At 60.8% G+C, this 17,695-nt stretch carries 15 protein-coding genes and 1 pseudogene; 7 read left to right on the forward strand and 9 right to left on the reverse strand.

Features of this window, described 5'->3' with window-relative positions; translation table 11 throughout:
• Window positions 1-97: 97 nt before the first annotated feature.
• Complete coding sequence (locus K728_RS0108305) at window positions 98-1,072, forward strand: IS481 family transposase (protein ID WP_024476390.1); 975 nt, start codon at window positions 98-100, stop codon at window positions 1,070-1,072.
• 139 nt (window positions 1,073-1,211) lie between these two features.
• Here the strand turns inward: K728_RS0108305 and K728_RS0108310 are convergent.
• From K728_RS0108310 to K728_RS18905, 9 genes and pseudogenes are all read right to left on the reverse strand, one after another.
• Window positions 1,212-1,547, reverse strand: a pseudogene (locus K728_RS0108310) (recombinase family protein); the annotation flags it as partial.
• Window positions 1,548-2,283: 736 nt separating this feature from the next.
• Entirely contained in the window at window positions 2,284-3,591 is a 1,308-nt protein-coding gene (locus K728_RS0108325) for an ISL3 family transposase (RefSeq protein ID WP_024476394.1), read from the reverse strand.
• 448 nt (window positions 3,592-4,039) lie between these two features.
• Window positions 4,040-4,834 (reverse strand): ParA family protein, encoded by a 795-nt coding sequence (locus K728_RS20540; protein WP_337587492.1) that lies wholly within the window; start codon window positions 4,832-4,834, stop codon window positions 4,040-4,042.
• Window positions 4,835-5,514: 680 nt separating this feature from the next.
• On the reverse strand, window positions 5,515-7,359 hold the full coding sequence (locus K728_RS0108340) for a hypothetical protein (protein WP_024476396.1): 1,845 nt from the start codon (window positions 7,357-7,359) through the stop codon (window positions 5,515-5,517).
• Window positions 7,360-7,499: 140 nt separating this feature from the next.
• A complete protein-coding gene (locus K728_RS0108345) occupies window positions 7,500-7,727 on the reverse strand; it encodes a hypothetical protein (RefSeq protein ID WP_024476397.1) in 228 nt (75 codons plus the stop codon).
• 80 nt (window positions 7,728-7,807) lie between these two features.
• A complete protein-coding gene (locus K728_RS0108350; RefSeq protein WP_024476398.1) occupies window positions 7,808-8,428 on the reverse strand; it encodes a hypothetical protein in 621 nt (206 codons plus the stop codon).
• Window positions 8,425-9,555: a transglycosylase SLT domain-containing protein gene (locus K728_RS0108355; RefSeq protein ID WP_024476399.1), complete on the reverse strand. Its 1,131-nt coding sequence runs from the start codon at window positions 9,553-9,555 to the stop codon at window positions 8,425-8,427. Before K728_RS0108355 ends, K728_RS0108350 begins: the two co-directional genes overlap by 4 nt.
• 48 nt (window positions 9,556-9,603) lie before the next feature.
• Window positions 9,604-11,073, reverse strand: a complete 1,470-nt coding sequence (locus K728_RS0108360) for a MinD/ParA family ATP-binding protein (protein WP_024476400.1) — start codon at window positions 11,071-11,073, stop codon at window positions 9,604-9,606.
• An 8-nt stretch (window positions 11,074-11,081) separates the two neighbouring features.
• Window positions 11,082-11,441, reverse strand: a complete 360-nt coding sequence (locus tag K728_RS18905; RefSeq protein ID WP_156911241.1) for a helix-turn-helix domain-containing protein — start codon at window positions 11,439-11,441, stop codon at window positions 11,082-11,084.
• 141 nt (window positions 11,442-11,582) lie between these two features.
• On the opposite strand from K728_RS18905, the gene K728_RS20145 reads away from it, so the two are divergent.
• From K728_RS20145 to K728_RS0108395, 6 genes are all read left to right on the forward strand, one after another.
• Window positions 11,583-12,143 carry a DUF6668 family protein gene (locus K728_RS20145; RefSeq protein ID WP_156911243.1) on the forward strand — a complete coding sequence of 187 codons (561 nt, stop codon included), beginning with the start codon at window positions 11,583-11,585 and terminating at the stop codon, window positions 12,141-12,143.
• Window positions 12,037-12,786, forward strand: coding sequence for an FAD-dependent oxidoreductase (locus K728_RS0108375; RefSeq protein ID WP_024476403.1), 750 nt, complete (start codon window positions 12,037-12,039; stop codon window positions 12,784-12,786). Before K728_RS20145 ends, K728_RS0108375 begins: the two co-directional genes overlap by 107 nt.
• 8 nt (window positions 12,787-12,794) lie before the next feature.
• Window positions 12,795-13,532 (forward strand): class II aldolase/adducin family protein, encoded by a 738-nt coding sequence (locus K728_RS0108380; RefSeq protein WP_035747625.1) that lies wholly within the window; start codon window positions 12,795-12,797, stop codon window positions 13,530-13,532.
• A gap of 56 nt (window positions 13,533-13,588) precedes the next feature.
• Window positions 13,589-14,380, forward strand: a complete 792-nt coding sequence (locus K728_RS0108385) for an IclR family transcriptional regulator (protein ID WP_035747626.1) — start codon at window positions 13,589-13,591, stop codon at window positions 14,378-14,380.
• Window positions 14,381-14,718: 338 nt separating this feature from the next.
• The gene (locus tag K728_RS0108390) at window positions 14,719-16,026 is read left to right on the forward strand and encodes an ISL3 family transposase (protein WP_024476406.1); all 1,308 of its coding nucleotides are present in this window, start codon (window positions 14,719-14,721) and stop codon (window positions 16,024-16,026) included.
• A gap of 132 nt (window positions 16,027-16,158) precedes the next feature.
• Window positions 16,159-17,019 carry a polysaccharide deacetylase family protein gene (locus tag K728_RS0108395; protein ID WP_024476407.1) on the forward strand — a complete coding sequence of 287 codons (861 nt, stop codon included), beginning with the start codon at window positions 16,159-16,161 and terminating at the stop codon, window positions 17,017-17,019.
• The last annotated feature ends 676 nt before the right edge of the window (window positions 17,020-17,695 follow it).

The following is a 17,695-nucleotide window of genomic DNA, read 5'->3' on the forward strand; positions in this document are numbered from 1 at the left end:
CCTAGGTGTACTGAGTCGGGACGTTGGTTACACCTGAATGGGTGAAGACCTCTTAGGTTGGTGGTTACCACACGCAGCCAACGACTAAGAGGTCTTCATGATCCACCGTAATGCCCGCCTGACCCCGACCGGTAGAGAGATCCTCGTTGAACGCGTCCTCTCCGGCCGCCCGATTGCCCATGTGGCCAAAGAGATGGGGATATCCAGGACCTGCGCACACCGGTGGATAGGCCGGTACCGTGCTCACGGCCAGGTAGGTCTTCAGGACCGCAGCTCCAGACCAAAGTCATGCCCGCACGCGACCCCAGCGAATGTGGTGAGTAAGGTTCTGACCCAGCGCGTGGAGCACCGCGAAGGCCCAATTGGCCTGGCTTTGCGTTGCGGTATTAGCGCCCGGACAGTCTCCCGGATTTTGGCCCGTGCTGGCATGCCGCGCCTGTGGGACCTGGATCCGGTGACCGGGGTACGAATCCGGGCTTCCCGAGCCACTGATCGCCGTTACGAGCGGGACGCACCGGGGGACATGATCCACGTCGATGTCAAGAAACTCGGGCGCATTCCCGACGGAGGCGGGTGGCGGGCTGATCCTTCCCAGAGCCCGGCAAATCACCGCGCATCGAATCAGAAGGTGGGCTTTGACTACATCCACGTCGCCGTCGATGACTACACCCGCTTCGCCTACGCCGAGGTCTTGTCAGACGAGAAGGGGCCCACGTGCGCCGGTTTCCTTACCCGGGCGGCAGCGGTAATGGCAGCCCACGGGGCACCGGTCAAACGTGTCATGACTGACAACGCCTTCGCTTACCGGACCTCCCGCGATTTCCAAAAGGCACTCGCTGCCCTGGATGCCAAACACATCCTGATCAAACCCCGCCACCCCTGGCAAAACGGCAAAGCAGAACGCTTCAACCGCACCCTCCAAGAAGGCTGGGCCTACCGCCACCCCTTCACATCCAACCAAGCCCGCACCGAAGCGCTGCAACCATGGCTAAACTTCTACAACCACCACCGCCCCCACGGCAGCCTCGGAGGCAAACCACCCATCAGCAGGTGCAACCAACCTACTGACTGAGTACACCTAGGTGAACGGCGCGGCCCGGGACCACGCTTACCCTCGAAGCCGCCAGAGCCCTTGTCATCGGCATCACCAGCTGACGCGGCCACCACAAAGCGCTGGCTTAGCGTCGGATATTTGACTAATTCACAAGCCGCCCCATCACGGAAAGCATGAGGTTCGCCATCGGAGAGTCCGTGCCGGTGAAGGTCAGGTTCTCCTTGACGAATTCAACGCGCACACCCTTCCTGGTCAGCTTCTGCACCAGTGCGCGAAGGTCATCCAAATTCCGGGCAAGACGATCCATGCTGTGTACCACCAGCGTGTCGCCCTCCCTGACGAATAACAGCAGGTTCTCGAGTTCCGGGCGCTTCGTATCCTTCCCGGATGCCTTATCAGTGAACACTTTCTCCAGCTCGATGCCTTCCAACTGACGCTGCGGGTTTTGGTCAAGGCTGCTGACCCTGACATATCCAATACGCTGACCAGCCAAGATGCCTCCTACAGCAGAATGTCAGAATGAACCCTAAGAGCTTGAACCACGGACGTCAGACAACTTCAAAACCGACTTTATTCTGACACTATTAGGCCTTGCCCCTGACGTCCGGTTAGCCTACACCCCAACCAGACAGCCATACAGCCGGCCCTGGCCGGCCCCGGGCAAGCATCTCCAAAATGACAACCAAACCCCTCACTGGAGAACTCCGTACCAATCCTTCCCAAACTCCACTTCATGACAAATGGTTCGGGAGCGGAACCAGCGGGTCCCGGTGCCACCTTCCACGTATGTCCCCACACCCCTGCAGCTCCCTCCTTCGTCGACATCCTGAGTGACGGCGAAGGTCACATCCAACCAGAATTCCACGTCCCCATCCCTCACTGCCCTAGTTCGACAAAATCCTCCCACGCGGCGCCAATGAGGGTAACTCCCCAATAGCTAGTGGTGAAAGCAAGCCTGTGGTAATCCGGTAGCGACCTCTCCCCCATCGTTTTTGCCTGCTGACGAGCCCGCTCATTTATTCCTGCCGACACAGTCAGCGCCAGCTGATTGACGCTGCGGAGGGGAAGGATGATCCCCAGGGCAGCAGCAAAAGAAAAAAGATCCCGGGGGTAATGAAGGAGCAACAAGCAACAGACCGAAGCGCAGCACAGAACCTGTTTATCTGATAGCGGATTGATCGCTTGAACAACGGGGACCTAACCAGGAACACTGTCCCAAAACTGGCTCTTCACGAATGAGGGTGTAGTTGGGGCCTGAAGCCGCCTGATTCGAGCAGGCTGCGGGCGATGTAGTGGGTGAGGTTCCGGAATCCCAAGGCTGAGCCGCGGAGGTGCTCGAGGCGGCCATTGATCGCCTCCGTAGGGCCATTGCTGGTGCCAGGCCGGTCGAAGAACGCGAGCACGTCAGCTGCACGCTGCTTCAAAGTCCGGCCGAGTCGGCGGATCTCGATGAGTGCTGCGGGAACGCCGCTGGTGACCGAGCCGATCACGGCCTGCATCATCTGCTTCCCTCGGGTCTTGTTCGGCTCACGGTAGGCGGCGATGATCCGCTGATAGATGCCCCAGGTCGCCTCGACCTCGACGTGCTCCTCGATCGCGAACACCGTGTTGAGTCGGTCTTGCTGCTTCTCCGTCAGCAGGTCCGCGCCGGTATGCAGGGTCCGCCGGGCCCGATAGAGAGGGTCACCGGAGCGACCGCGATGCCCGAGCGTGGCCTGCTGGACGCGTTGCCGGCACCTATCCAGCCCGTCCCCGGCAAGCCGGACGACATGGAACGGGTCCATCACCGGAACCGCGTCCGGGAGCTCCTCGGAGGTCGCGGTTTTGAACCCAGTGAACCCGTCCATCGCGACGACTTCCACCCCGTCCCGCCACGCCTGCGGTCGGCCTTGAAGCCAGTCCTTGAACACGGCTTTGGAGCGGCCCTCGACCATGTCCAGCAACCGTGCCGGGCCTGTCTTCTCGCGGATCGGAGTCAAATCGATGATCACGGTCACGTACTTGTCGCCGCGGCGGGTGTGTCGCCAGACATGCTCGTCTACGCCGATCGCGCTCACGCCGTCGAACCTGTTTGGATCATCGATCAGTCGGCGCTTGCCTTCCGCGAGAACAGCATCGTTCGCTGCGCTCCAGGACACTCCGAGCCCGGCCGCGACTCGGGTCACGGTCAGGTGATCGACCACAACGCCTTTCAGCGCCCACTCCAACCCACCACGCGAGATCTTCGCCCGTGGTTGCGCCGCCTTCGCCGTGTCCTGCCGCCACACCCGCCGGCATCCCGAGCACTGATACCGGCGCACCCGCACCAGCAGGGTCGTGGGCCGGTGACCGAACGGCTCGTGCGCGAGTTCCCGCACGACGGTATCCCTAGGCACTCCTTCCGCGCCGCACCTGCTGCACCACGTATCCGGCTCGAGGACACGACATTCCAGCACCGCCCGCTTCAGGTTGAGATGCTGCCCGACAGCCACCAGGCCAAGCTCGTCAAGGCGGCAGAACGTCGTCAAATCAGGGGTCGCGAACGTAGGGTGGGGCATGTCGAGGTCTTTCGGCCGGGATGGTCAGTGTGAGAACTTCCATCTTCCGGGAGACCTCGGCCCCTACCCCTTCACCGACGCGCGCCGAACGCCGACCGCTACACCCTCATTCGTGAAGAGCCCCAAAACTCCTCGATTTTCTAGTTTTTGGAGCCCCATCGGCTGCGGATTGCCTGCTCTACCGCGTCTCTGACAGTGATTCCTTCTGAATCCACCGCAGTGTCCAGGAGTTCCTGGACTTCGGCCGACAGTCGAGTACTGAACGGAAACGTCAGTTCACGCTTCCGCTTCGCCGACGAAGCGGGTTGCGCAGTACTGGGATTGCGCCCTACTGGTGGGCTCACACTTGCTGTGGGTGGTTGAGAGTAATTCACAGGGTCGATGGTTTCGTCCGGTGCGGGTTTTGGGCGGCGGGCTAGAGACGCTGGCCGCTCCTGGAGGTTATCTGTCATCGAATAATCTGTTCTGCTAGTTGGGTGTACGCGGCCACGACGGGTGCCCCTTTTCTATATTGTCCGTACCACTCGTGAGTGAGTCGCATTTCTTGAACGATTGTCCGGTGCGGGACAAGTGGCGTCAGCAGGAGGCCTGTATCACGCAGTTCATCGATGCTGTTGCCGGCTATTCGACTCATGATTGTTTCCTGCACTGCACCAACGATGATGCCGGCTTCAACGAGATTATCTGGAGCCCCCAATCGTCGGCGGGAGAGCCTAAATTGTTCGACACTGCGTCGTGCGCCGTCAACACCGTCGGCACCATCAACTGTTGGTGCTGCGGCATAAACAATGGTGTCGGCGGCATTGAGAGCAGAAAGCGTCAGCGGTCCACCTTGGCGGTTCGGGCAATCAATGACTACGAGGTCGGCCTGAATGCCCTCCAAAGACGCCTTGAGGCGGAGCTCAGCGTGATCAGCCCTATCGGCCTCACGATTCGAGACGTTGCGCGCGGAGGGGACGCACCGGAGCGTTGGGAACCACGTGGTGGAGACTGCTAGTTCTTCGGCCCAGCCCACTGGATCTGCGTCGCCCAGAATAGCGCCTACATGCAGACCTTCCTCTTTGGGTTGTACGTCGAACCACTTTGTCGAAGCAGCGCGAGGATCAAGATCAATGAGTACAACACGGCGTCCCTGGGCGGCAGTTACTGCAGCGAGGGACATTGCCGTAGTCGTCTTCGTCGCCCCCCCTGACTCGCTGTAAACCATAATTGTTTGCATGCATGTAAGCCTACATGCATGCATGCTTACCTACATGCATGTGGGTAAGCAAGTATGCATGTATGGATGAAGGTGTTCATACATACATACATGTATGTATGTATGTATGAAACTACCCCATAAGCCATCCTTCTTACTTGGTTGCCTTTATCCATCGGGTGGGCGGGTGGAGCCCGGAGGGTTGAGCTCAAGGCCGTCCACGTGTGGATAAAGCTGTCGGTGAGCCTCGGTACAGTCGGTGGTGCTACTCACTGGAACCGTCCGCAATGGTGATGAAATTGACCACGTCGGTGCTGAGGGCACTGGCTATGAAGCAGCGAAGGATTTGTTGTTTCAGCGGGTTCCTGAGGGGTACAGGATGATTGCGATTTGCGCCGATCGGAACGATGGCTGAGGGTCCCAGGTGGCATGGCATCCAGCCGAGCACGGATCGATTCGTTCCGCCGGTCCAGCTCGAACGGCCTGAGGGTCCGGTTCCGGAGCCGGAGAAAGCACGACCGGTGTGGCTTCACCTTGAGTACGAGGACGACAGCCGGCAAACCGTGAAAGGTTTTGCGATGGCGTGGACCGGGGGAGCGGTCTGTGCCCAGTGGGTCGAATTCTCCAGGGCCCGTAAAGCCTGGGTTCCCGCATCGGCGTGTAGCCGGCGGATCATTGGTCAGCCTCGCACATTGCCGTAGTGCCACCCTGGTGCGCTCATCGATCTAGGCCGCGTTCCAGAGGGAACGCTGCGCGTGGTGCTCATCCTCGGCTGGCGGTAGCCAGCATTCGTCGGTTTCCGCGTCATAGAGCTCGTGTTCTTCCAGCTGGGGGACGAGGTGTCGGTCGAGCCAGGCGTGCCAGGCGGCGCGTTGTTTGCGGTAGCGGGTGATTTGTTCCTGGCGGTCCTCGGTGGCTCCGAGCCGGTCCGCGAGGTCCTGCAGGCTGGTCGTGGACACGACTTCCCACCGACCGTGGTGCCGGCGAATCATGTGCAGGGTTTCCATCCGGGCCAGCGTGTCAATGAGTGCCCTGCGGGACATACCAGTAATCCGGGCGAGGTCTGTAGTGGTGGGGGAGTGGCGTCCACGCTCAATCGCCTCAAAGGCCAGCGCTGCGACATCGCCCAGGACCCGGAAAACGGGGCGGATGGCATGAATCTTGCCTTTGCGCCAAGTGAGGTCGCGGGCGAGCTGTTCGAATTCCTGGGGTAGCTGTACGAGGTAGGTGTCGGCGTTACGGCCGCGGCCCCGGTCGATGCGGGTGAGGATGCCTGCTGAGGATCGCTCCAGTGCTGGCAGGAGACGGGCGATGGTGACGTGGTCCTTGCCCAGTGCGACGGCGAAGGAGCGGCAGCCGATGTCGAGCAGATTGGTCTGGTTGGTGCGCATGTAGGCCAGGACAGCTCGGATGAGGAATCTCAGACTAATCCCTATGCGACCAAGGTCTCGGAACTTGGAATCAAGGACTGCGTAGAGGACGTTCTCGAGATCGTTCACGAGCTGGTGGATGGCGTGCTGGCTGGGGTTTGGTGAGCCCCCCGTGAGTTCAGTAGGGCTTGTGTTGTAGTTATGCGCAGTCTTCTTCCCGCCTCGTTGTGGGGTGGGTTTCGCGCCGGTCCAGGCTTGGGCTTTGGCCCATTCGAGGGGCAGCAGCCGCTCGGCCTTGTCCCCGTAGAGGGCGGCAAGGCCGGCGTACTGGCTGTCCATGCCGGCACGGACCTGATCGACGGTCCAGGCGCACGCGGTGAAGTGGTTCAGGACCGCCAGGCGGGCCTCGGAATCACTGGCGTACCGGGCTGTGTCGTACAGCCCGGTACGGGCCACAGCCCGCAGGGGAGAGTCATTGCGACTCGTCAGCGCACCGTTCGCTGCGGGTGACTGGAGGGCTGCTGTAGCGGTGACTGCGCGTGCCTGGGTCCGCCGCTTTTTTTGCTGTAGCCGGTACAGCTCAGGGGCGAGGGCCTTCCGCAGCGTGGCGAGGGCTGTGGCGGGGTTGCGCCGGGTGAGGATGCCGTACGCCTCCGTCAGCGGCGTCACGAGCATCTGGTGACCACCACTCTTGTGAACCGATCCGGGAACACGGATACAACCGTCGGTGACGTTCTGGTGCGGGCTTGGATCAAGGCTCGAGGCGCAGAGCGTGAGGGCTTCTACAAGCTCGCGGGCCTCCGCTGCGGTGATCGCTTCCTGCAGTGGTATGTACAGGTGCCGGCCGCCGCTCGGAGAGGAATCCTCGACAAAGGACAGGCCAGCTGCAGTGAACATGCCGGCCAGACGCACCGCGTCGTCGTCCACGACCGCTTTCCGGGCCTTGGACGTGTCCAGATCAAGGCAAAGAGTGCGCACAGAACCATCGACATCGTGGATCAGGACAGCAGCCGGAGCTTTCGGCACTGTACCGGTGATGCGCAAAGGAGTGCGCGGCCTCGGGTACTGAAAACGGTCACCAATCCACCGTCCAGCCCGGTACCCGGGCTGACCCGCAATCAGCGGCGCCAGAACCCACGCAGCACCGTGGGAATCATCACGGCGCGGCGCGGCATAAAGAGCTGGAGGTGCTTCGAGCACTCGGTGTACACTTTCTAAAGAAGATATGACCTGAAAAGGGTGTGTCTGGTTGAGCCCTTCACCCGGGAGCCTGGCAGCAATAGGGTGTAGAGCTTGGAGAATTGAATATGAGAAGGCCCGCTACTGCGGGCCTTCTTTTTTTATGAGGCTCTACTGAACGGCAAGGCCTCCTGGCTAGTGAGCTGGCTGAGATCGATGGTTGCCAACTTCTCAGCCATCACTTCGGCAATGAAGGAGCTGGCAGATGTACCCAGTGCGTCCGCAACGGCGAAAAGCTTTTCTGCCTCTGCGGTGGGGATGCGTGTAGTCAGGACGTGGCGGTCACCCTTTGATGGTCGTCCGCCCGACGCGCGCCTCTGAATAGCCATACTGGGAACTCTAGGTTTCTGAAACGCATTAAGCTCGTAATGCGTGGGTGTGTCGCAACAATTTTGGTTTGTGTCACTCATTAGCCCATGTCCTGTGTTTGGTGGCCTACGACGTCCCATTGGTCGTCGTGCTTCTCGAGGTAGATGGTGGCGACCTGCCGCCCGGTGGTGGTGAGTTCGGTTCCATCGCGGCTGATCCACCGCCAGCTGACGTCGTAGGCGCGGATTGCCTTATCGTCCGCGACGTCCTGGGAGACGTCACCGGGGGCGGGGGCGAGAGCTGGGGCGCTGTACGCCTGATGTGCGGCCGGTTCCAGCCAAGCGCCCTGCGCGCCATTGCGTTCAGGCTCGACCTGATTGGTGGCCCATTCGTTACTCATCAATGGGATGGCGCGGATGGCTGCTGCCGTCTGGGTCGTATCAGTCACGGTGTCCCACGAGTGCAACATCAGGGCGGCGACCTCGGCCGTGGACTCGACGTCGGTCCGGTCGGCGTCCTCTGGCTCGGTAAATGTACCGCCACCCAGGATGTCCTCGGCCGCTGCGGAGGTGTAGGAGCCCTCGTACACGGTCGTGGGCGTTGGCCCAAGTGTTGACTCGGTTTGGCCTTCGTCGTTGCTACAGGCGGCCAGTGAGAGGGTAAGCGGCAGCGCCAGGCGCAGGGTGGCCGTCGTCTTGCGGTGTTGGTGTTTGAGGTTCATTCGGGCCACGCGCCTTTCTCTTTGAGGATGGGTTCGGGGTCGATGTTGTAGCCCTCGTAGGGGTAGGTGACGTCCGGGGCTTCGGGGGTGTAAATCTCGAAGTGCAGGTGCGTCATGACGCTTCCCAGGTCGGCCTTGTTGCCTTCGGTGCCGATAACGTCGCCACGTTTGAGGTTGTCGCCTTCCTTCACGGAGTAGGCGTTGAGGTGGCAGAACGCGAAGCCGAAGTCGGGGTCGTCGCCGTTTTCCTTGGCGATGACGCACCCGTCCTTGTCGTTGAACCCGGTGACGCGCAGGTCGGTGGGTGCGACGACGGTTCCGCCGCTTCCGAATCCGGCTCCGGCTCCGGAGCTGGCTATGTCTACGCCGACGTGGTTTTGAGCCCATGCGGGCAGGCCCTGGATGTTTCGCCCGCCGTATCCGGAGGTGAACTTCCCTCCGGGCAGGGGAGTAGTCCATTCGCCGTCTCCAAGGTCGCCATCCCATGGCTTGCCGCCGGTGGGTGCCTTGCAGTCCATGGAGAAGCCGCTTTGTGCGGTGTCGAGGATGGCGCTGACGTACTTCTGCGTCTCCTGATACGGCGGGATTCCCTTGTACTGCTGGACGGCTCCGGGGCCGGCGTTGTAGGCGGCGAGGGTGAGCTGCACGAGCAGCTCGGCGTCATCGCCGGCGATCGACTGCACTTCCTTCTTCAATGCGGCCATATACCGGCCGTAGGCGGGGATGGCGTCTGTGGCGGAGAACGGGTCTCCTCCGTTGCCGTAGGCCGCCCACGTGGCCGGCATGAACTGTGCGACACCTTGGGCCCCGACGGGGCTGGTGGCGTTCTCGTTCCACCCGGATTCCTGGTTCAGCTGCGCGGCGACGACGCTGGCAGGGAGACCAGCGTCCTTCGCGGCGGCCTCGACGAGCGGACCCCACCCGTTAGGGACGGCTTGCACGGCACCCGGTGCTGCGCCCGGGGCGCCAGCTGTGTCCTCTGAGACGACGCAGGACGCCTGTTCGAGGCGCTGCGCTTCCTCGTCCTCCGCGACGCCGGCGACGAGCAGCGTGATCGCGAGAACCGCCCCGACCGGCACGACGGTGAGCGCGGCGAGCCCCCCGGCGATGGCTTTCCCCCCTGCCATGACTTCCTAACCCGTTCGTTGAGACCGAAGTGGTGCGATGTTCGCGTGCTAGAGCTGGTCGGTGAGCGCTGCGGTTGCTTCCTCGTATGCCTGCCGAGTGGCTGGGTTCAGGACCTCGTAGTCGAAGTCTTGCCCTTCCTGGAGCGACCGATCGAAGGGCACGACGACGACGGCCGCGAGGCCGATGCTCTCCCCGTACTTTTTGAGTCGGGTGAGCCGTTCAGCGTTGGGCTGAGCGGTGTTCGTGATGACCAGGATCGAGCGGGCGAACTTCCCGGCGTGGCCCTGGGTTTTGACGCCCTCGATGGTCGCCTCGAGGAGCTTAAAGTCGTCCGCCTTGTTCTGGGCGACGAACACGAGCGAGTCCGCGACGTCGACGGCGGCCCGCCAGGTCGATGCCTGCGCGGAGTTGCCGGTGTCGAGCAGGATCAGGTTGTAGAGCGAGAGCAGCACGTCGTGCGCGGCTTTCACGGAGGTGCCGTCGACGCGGCGGCGGTCAGCGCCTTCGGGTGGGGAGGCGAGGACGTGGATCCTGTCGTCGCCCTGCGGCCGGATGTAGCGCACGAGGTCACTGGTGCGCCGGGTGACGGTGCCAAGGTTCCGGATCAGGTCCAGCGTCGTGCGGTCATGCGCGCCTGCCAGGGCCCGCTCACCGAGCGTGCCTTGGTTCTCGTTGAACTCACCGGCGAGGATGTTTCCGCCGCGGATCCGCCCGTAGGTCGCGGCCAGGTGGTAGGCGACGGTGGTCTTCGTCGCCCCGCCTTTGAGCTGGACCACGGCCATAGTGCAGTGGCTTTCCAAGGGACGCTGGATGCGTGCCCTGCGTGCTCGTGTCGCCAGTTCCGTCGGGGTGGCGGCGAGGTTCGCTTTGAACGTCGCGTTCCACCAGCCTCGGAAACCTTCGCGTGCCGGCGCTGCGGCCTTCTCGGCTTTGACCTCGGGGCGCAGCTGAATACGGGCGTCTCCCTGCTCGACCTGAACCGGCGTCACGGGCGAGGGCGTCTTCTCGGGTGCCGGTGCGGGTGCGGGCACTTGTCGTGCGACGGGAAGTGCCGGCCGGGTCTCCGGGGTTGTATCGGGCTGTCCTGCTCGGGATGCGGCATCAGCCGCTTCCGCTGCTGCGGCGTCGGGTACAAAGTGTGCGCCGATCACTGCGGTCGGCCCCACAGGGGATACGTCACGGACTGCCGTGGCCGTCGAGGAAGCCCTGGGTGTCGATTGTGCCTGAGATGGCACTGTGCGACGAGGTACGCGCTTCTTGGCGGGCACGGTTGTGTCCTCGTCAACGGAGCCATCGGTACCGACGATCAGCGAGGTTTCGGGTTGCGTGGTCGATGACGGGTCGAACGCTGTGACCTTCACCGGGCGGCGGAGCTCACCGGCAGTTTCCGCCAGGTAGCCAATCGCGTCGGGCATGGAAGCGAACTCACGCTCCACGGCGTCAATCGTGACGACTACTGTCTCGTCGTCCCTGATGGTCGCCGTGCAAACCGGCCTGTCGAGTGCTTCCGCCGTCATCGTGTCCCCTACGTAGTTTCTGGTGGATTTCCGTCAGTGTTCTCCACGGCAGTGTCTTCAACCGCCGTGTCCTCACCCCCGGTTGAGGGCCGCGGGACGTTGTAACTCGCCTCAAGGTGTTCGCGCACGTCATCACGAAGGATCAGCCACGTACCGCCAATCTTCATCGCCGGCACGTTTCCTTCCCGCAACCACTTGTACGTGACGCTTCGCGCCGACAACCCAAGAAGGTCAGTGAGCTGGTCGATACTGAGCCGTTCCGGCAGAGAAGCGAACAGGCGGTCCAGCGCCTTAGACACAATGACCGCCCCAAACTCCATGAGCGAAACTGTACACGGGAAAGCACGGATGTCTGCGTTGATGCTCAATGCTACTCATTGGTATTCAATCCTTAGATCGCTGCCGTATGATGATCAGTAGTCAAGTCTAGGTGTGGCCGTTGGGGGCAAAGCTAAATGGACAATCGTTGGAGCGGTTTCGTCACGCAGGAGCCAGTTGAGGCGCCTCTGGTGACCGAAACCGAAATTCGCGACGCCGTCGAGGTACTCCGAGGCGTCGCAGGCCCGCAACAGGGCCTACTCGGACTCGCAGCAGGCGAAGGCATGGCACGCTTCCTCACCGACAACCCCGAAGTCTTCTGGCTCGGTGTACACGGCGGCTCGGGCGAGAACACGATGGCCGATCTCCTCGGTGGCGTTCCCTGCCACCACCGCTGGCCCTCCCGCTCGGACGCCGACCCCACCGTGCCGCCGGCCGACGTCTTCCTCGTCGCTCGCCAGAACCACCGGGGACTGAAAGCCGCTCAGCTCGCCGCCCGCGACTGGGCCGCAGGCTCACACCCGACCATCACCCTGCGCGGCCTCGTCGTGATCGCGGACGCACCCGGCAAGCTGCCGAGGGTCCTGCACAACCTGACCCGCATCACCGCCGGCGGCGTCCCACAAACATGGACGCTGCCTTGGATTGAAGAGCTTCGACTCCAAGGAACAGTCGACCCCGAGTCACTGGCCCGCGAGCCAAGGAAAGTCCCCCGAAATTGGGCATTGGTTTGGCGACCTGCACCGAAGTAACGGCGTCAAGACGATCTTCGGCACCGGGGTGGAAACCATCGATGGAGAACAAGGCTCCTTCACCATTCGCCTAACCAACGGCGAGAACCTTGTAGCTTCCACAGTGCTCGTAGGAATTGGTGCTGTTCCAAATGATGATTGGCTTGAGTCCTCAGGACTATTGGTTGACAACGGGGTTGTGCTCGATGAGTATTGCCGGGCTATAGGCGCCCACCACGTGTATGCCGTGGGCGATGTCGCCCGCTGGCGTCACCAAAAGCACGGCGAAGACATCAGGATTGAGCACTGGACCAACGCGGTTGAACAGGCTACCTGTGTTGCCTACAACATCATTCACCCAGATAGTCCGCGCGAATACACCCCTGTTGAGTACGTCTGGAGCGACCAACACGACTGGAAGATTCAAGTCGTTGGTCGCGTTGGTGGAAACACGGACCACATCGTGCTCGGACATCCTGACACTCATGGACGGTTCGCTGCCCTGTACACCTCCGACGGAATTAATTTACGGGGTGCTGCGATTGTCAACTGGCCCAAAGCACTTCTTGCCTGCCGACGTGGCATGGCTACGGGCATCACGGTGCAGGAACTGCGCGAAAGCCTTGAACCCCAGCTACGCCCCCCGTCGCCGGCGGTGCCTTAATGCAAGAAATGTTCGTTCCTAAAACTCACGAAGAGCAGAGGAATGCCATAGCTCTTGCCTGCCGTGTATTGGCCAATCGCGGTTTGGCGGACGGAATTCTTGGGCACATCAGCCTCAGAATTGAAGAGCGAACATTGCTTGTTCGTTGCCGGGGCCCGCAGGAGCAAGGCCTGGCGTTTACGAAGGCCAGTGATATACGCATGGTGGATCTCGACGGTAATCCGGCTGCAATAGGAGAGCTCGACGGCGGCTATGCGGTTCCCAACGAACTGCCGCTGCATACCGAACTTCTCCGCCGCCGCCCAGAAGTGAATGCTGTTGTACATGCTCACCCACCCCAAGTGGTCGCTGCCGACCTGGCAGGCATTGCGATACGACCAATCGTAGGAGCCTTCGATATCCCGGGCGCCCGCCTCGCTGCAGGTGGAGTACCTGTATACCAACGCGGTGTGCTGGTAAGAAACCACACACTAGCCGGGGAAATGCTTGATTCCATGGGGGCGCGTCCTGTCGTGCTACTGCGAGGCCACGGCCTTACTAGCGCAGCCAAAACGGTCGAACAAGCTGTCCTACAAGCACTTAGCGTGAACGTCCTAGCTGATCTTGCCATTCGAATCTCGTCCGCCGGGGGCCACCTCATAGACCTGTCTGACTCCGATCTGGCCGAGCTACCCGATTTGGGAGGAACCTTCAACACCGGGACAGCTTGGCGACACGAACTAGCACGGTTGGGCGAAATCAAGTGAGGAACGATTTTGCACTGAACCCAGCTGTTGAGCAGGTACCGCATACGATTGAGTCTATGCACTTACAAGAGTTGGAGGACCGCTCCAAGTTTGGTCCTCCTCCGCAATATCCCATCGAGTCGGTTGATAATGCACTACGCCTGCTGCTGTTATTCGAAACCCAGCCAAGTATCAGATTGACGGACGCCAGTAATTACCTTGGCGTGGCGTCCTCAACGGCCCACCGTCTCCTAGGAATGCTGCTATACCGCGGCTTCGTGCGACAAAATCCCGCTACCCGGACATATGAACCAGGCCAAGCACTCAGCTCCATCGCCTTCGCAATTAGGCGCCAAGTAGATATCCGTACCCTTGTCCGACCCATTCTTGAACAGCTTTTTGATAAAACCGGCGAGACCGTGCACTTCGCGAAGCTCCAGGGAGACTCCATCCACTTCATCGACGCCATCGAAAGCTCACGTGCGGTACGTGTCGGCTCCCGCCAAGGCACCACGCTCCCAGCGAACTGCACAGCCACCGGAAAAGCTATGCTGAGCCGCCTCACTGACGAGCAACTGCGGAAACTGTACCCCCATGAGAAGATTCCTGGCCTAACCCCGGGTTCCATAACGTCCCGGGTCCAGTTGGAGCGTGCCCTAGACGATATTCGTCACACCGGTTATGCAACAAGCCAAGAAGAGAGCGAAGACGGCGTAACCTCAGTAGCTGTGGCAATAATTAGCCCGAGTGGCGCATATTACGGAATTAACGTGTCGGTTCCAGCTCACCGAATGTCGAACCAACTTCGTAGTGAACTGGGCGCCATGCTTCAAATGTCTGCCGAGACTATTCGCACTTTGTTAGTCTAACTATACTGATATTTGCAACCCTTAAACGGATAGACACAATTCAACTAACGACTCCGCTGTCTATTCGCCGCTGGCGGCCACCGCCCGTACTGGACCAAACCCACTATCCATGTTCAAATGGCTCTCCGTGGTTCGTGGTGAATTCCACTGCTGGGAGGATGTTCGGGCCGCTGTTTTGGCGGCGCTTTTCAACATGATACGGGTGCGGTAGTTGGCGTTATTAACGGGCTCTTCACGAACGAGGGTGTAGTCGCGTGAGCGTCGGTGCGAGGTAGGGGCCGAGGTCTCCCGGAAGATGGAAGTTCTCACACTGACCATCCCGGCCGAAAGACCTCGACATGCCCCATCCTACTTTCGCGACTCCTGATCTAACGACGTTCTGCCGCCTCGACGAGCTTGGCCTGGTGGCAGTCGGACAGCATCTCGACCCGAAGCGCGCGGTGCTGGAATGTCGCGTCTTCGAGCCGGACGCGTGGTGCAACGGATGCGGCACCGAGGGAATGCCGCGGGACACGGTGATTCGGCGGTTGGCGCATGAGCCATTCGGGCATCGGCCCACAACACTGCTCGTGCGGGTGCGGCGGTACCAGTGCTTGGGATGCCGGCGGGTATGGCGTCAGGACACCTCCAAGGCAGCTCCACCGCGGGCGAAGATCTCTCACGGCGGACTGCGTTGGGCCCTGACCGGACTCGTGGTCGATCACCTCACCGTGTCTCGTATCGCGGCCGGGCTCGGCGTGTCCTGGAGTGCTGCGAACGACGCTGTCCTCGCGGAGGGCAAGCGACGGCTCATCGATGACCCTCACCGGTTCGACGGGGTGACCGCGATCGGGGTCGATGAGCATGTCTGGCGGCATTCCCGCAAAGGCGACAAGTACGTGACGGTGATCATTGATCTCACCCCGACCCGCGACAAAACGGGCCCAGCGAGGTTGTTGGACATGCTCGAAGGCCGCTCCAAGGCCGTGTTCAAAAGCTGGCTCCAAAGCCGACCGCAAGCATGGCGGGACGGCATCGAGGTGGTCGCAATGGATGGGTTCACCGGGTTCAAGACCGCCGCCTCTGAGGAACTCCCCGACGCGGTCCCAGTGATGGATCCGTTCCATGTTGCCCGGCTCGCCGGTAACGGGTTGGACCGGTGCCGGCAACGCATTCAACAGGCGACCCTGGGGCATCGCGGCCGCTCCGGTGACCCGCTCTACAAGGCCCGGCGGACCCTGCATACTGGTGCGGACCTGCTCACCGACAAGCAGAACGCGCGGCTGACTGCTGTTTTCGCGTCCGAGGAACACGCCGAGGTCGAAGCGACGTGGGGCATCTATCAGCGGATCATTGCCGCGTACCGGGAACCCGACAAGAAAAAGGGAAAGGAAATGATGCGGGCTGTCATCAACTCGGTCACCAGCGGCGTTCCCGCCGCCCTGACCGAGATCCGACCGCTCGGCCGGACCCTGAAGCAGCGTACCGCTGACGTTCTCGCGTTCTTCGACCGCCCAGGCACGTCCAACGGCCCCACCGAGGCCATCAACGGGCGCCTTGAACACCTCCGCGGCTCAGCCCTAGGATTCCGAAACCTCACCAACTACATTGTCCGCAGCCTGCTCGAATCAGGCGGATTCAAACCAGCGCTACACCCTCGTTCGTGAAGAGCCTATTAACGAGTCAAGCAAACCCGGGGCAGTCCCAAATGTTCCAGACTATAGACAAAAAGCTTGGTGAGCGGGAAGATGAAGCCACTTGCAGAAATAGCTTCTGACGTCCAGAAAAGAAGGTACAGGGTGGACAATCGTCTTTATGACTACAGCGCTATTGTTGATCGACCCATTCTTCAATGGCCGGATGGTAAGCGCGTCGCTTTCTATGTCGGCCTGAACCTTGAGCACTACCAAGTTGACAAGCCATCCACCAGCATTTTCAGCGGAACTGCTGGCCTGCAGCCTGATCCGCTCAATTACGGCTGGCGTGACTACGGTCTTCGTGTCGGAATCTGGCGAATGATAGAAGCGCTCGACAAGCATGGGATTCGTGCCAGCGCGATTCTCAACTCCGATGTGTGCAGCCGTTACCCAGCAGTCGTTAAAGCCGGGATGGATCGCGACTGGGCATGGGTAGCACACGGGCGGGATAACTCGACGTTCCAATCTGGAATGTCGCGAGAGGAAGAAGCGATTTACCTCGATGATGTCGTGTCGACTATTGAGGTGTATACAGGTTCCAGACCAAAGGGATGGATGGGCCCTGCATTAACGGAGACCAGTAACACACCGGAGGTGCTCGCTGAACTTGGTCTAACCTACGTGCTCGATTGGTGCGCAGACGATCAGCCCTTTGACCTTAATGTGGGCGATATGATGAGCGTGCCGTACTCGATGGAAGTCAATGACGTGACTCTCTTTTCCAGTAGGAACCTCAGTGGCGAGGACTTTCTGCAGATCGTGAAGGACCAGTACGAACAACTGAGCAAGGACGCGGTTGTAAGTGGCCGTGTTATGGCGCTCTGCCTCCACCCTTTTATTATCAATCAGCCGTTTCGGCACAAGTACCTGGAGCTCGCGCTTGAATTCATCGCAGCTCAATCGGACGTATGGCTAACTACGAGCGATGAGATTGCCGAGCATTACCGAAAGGTTGCGTCATAGGCGCACTCGAATCTAATCAGCCAGACATTGACCTAGATGTAACCAACGTACTGCTCAGCACACCGGACATGTAGTGGTCGTCTGCCAAGACGTGGTAAAGCGGTCCGGGGTGGCTTATCCCGGACCGCTTCCTTTTCGGGGCGCCCGTTCGTTCGTGGGCGCATCAAAGGGGCTCTTCGCGGTGCGAGGGATTGAGTTCGAGTCGTAGATGGCGGAGGGCTCATGGCCCTGCCGAGGTGGGTCTCTAGCCCTTCATACTAAACAAGAACGATGAACCTTATAGATGAGCCGACTCAGGCAATTTTTTGGGAACCGTAACGGCTTGACGGGTTCATCCCATTGCGAAAAAAATCTAGCCGCCCCGGCGCTTCTCTTCATCAAGGGTCCACCTGCCCGGGCGCAGTGCACCGGCTGGTACTGGTTTCCACGCTTTGCGCTGATCATGTTTGCGTTGCATTCGCTTCACGCAGGACGGCAGCTCCATCCAGATCCGTCACTAATCGATATCCCTCGTCCGGGCCGGTGCGACCATGAATACTGCCCGTACCTGATCGGCGTCGTGGACCAAGTACGGGGTGAGGGACGCGAGGTTGTTCTGGCTCATCCACTCCCCCAACTCATCGACTCGAGGTGCTGCTGCGGTGCTTTTAAAGCGCTCTTGTACAGTAATTCCTTA

Origin of the sequence: Arthrobacter sp. CAL618 (assembly GCF_000468215.1) — a bacterium.
GTDB lineage: Bacteria > Actinomycetota > Actinomycetes > Actinomycetales > Micrococcaceae > Arthrobacter_D.

Bases quoted from the DNA above. Each gene is read 5' to 3' on its own strand.
- K728_RS0108305 (WP_024476390.1), top strand. From the start codon at position 98: ATGATCCACCGTAATGCCCGCCTGACCCCGACCGGTAGAGAGATCCTC.
- K728_RS0108325 (WP_024476394.1), bottom strand. From the start codon at position 3,591: ATGCCCCACCCTACGTTCGCGACCCCTGATTTGACGACGTTCTGCCGC.
- K728_RS20540 (WP_337587492.1), bottom strand. From the start codon at position 4,834: ATGCATGCATGTAGGCTTACATGCATGCAAACAATTATGGTTTACAGC.
- K728_RS0108345 (WP_024476397.1), bottom strand. From the start codon at position 7,727: ATGGCTATTCAGAGGCGCGCGTCGGGCGGACGACCATCAAAGGGTGAC.
- K728_RS0108350 (WP_024476398.1), bottom strand. From the start codon at position 8,428: ATGAACCTCAAACACCAACACCGCAAGACGACGGCCACCCTGCGCCTG.
- K728_RS0108355 (WP_024476399.1), bottom strand. From the start codon at position 9,555: ATGGCAGGGGGGAAAGCCATCGCCGGGGGGCTCGCCGCGCTCACCGTC.
- K728_RS0108360 (WP_024476400.1), bottom strand. From the start codon at position 11,073: ATGACGGCGGAAGCACTCGACAGGCCGGTTTGCACGGCGACCATCAGG.
- K728_RS0108380 (WP_035747625.1), top strand. From the start codon at position 12,795: ATGTTCGTTCCTAAAACTCACGAAGAGCAGAGGAATGCCATAGCTCTT.
- K728_RS0108385 (WP_035747626.1), top strand. From the start codon at position 13,589: ATGCACTTACAAGAGTTGGAGGACCGCTCCAAGTTTGGTCCTCCTCCG.
- K728_RS0108390 (WP_024476406.1), top strand. From the start codon at position 14,719: ATGCCCCATCCTACTTTCGCGACTCCTGATCTAACGACGTTCTGCCGC.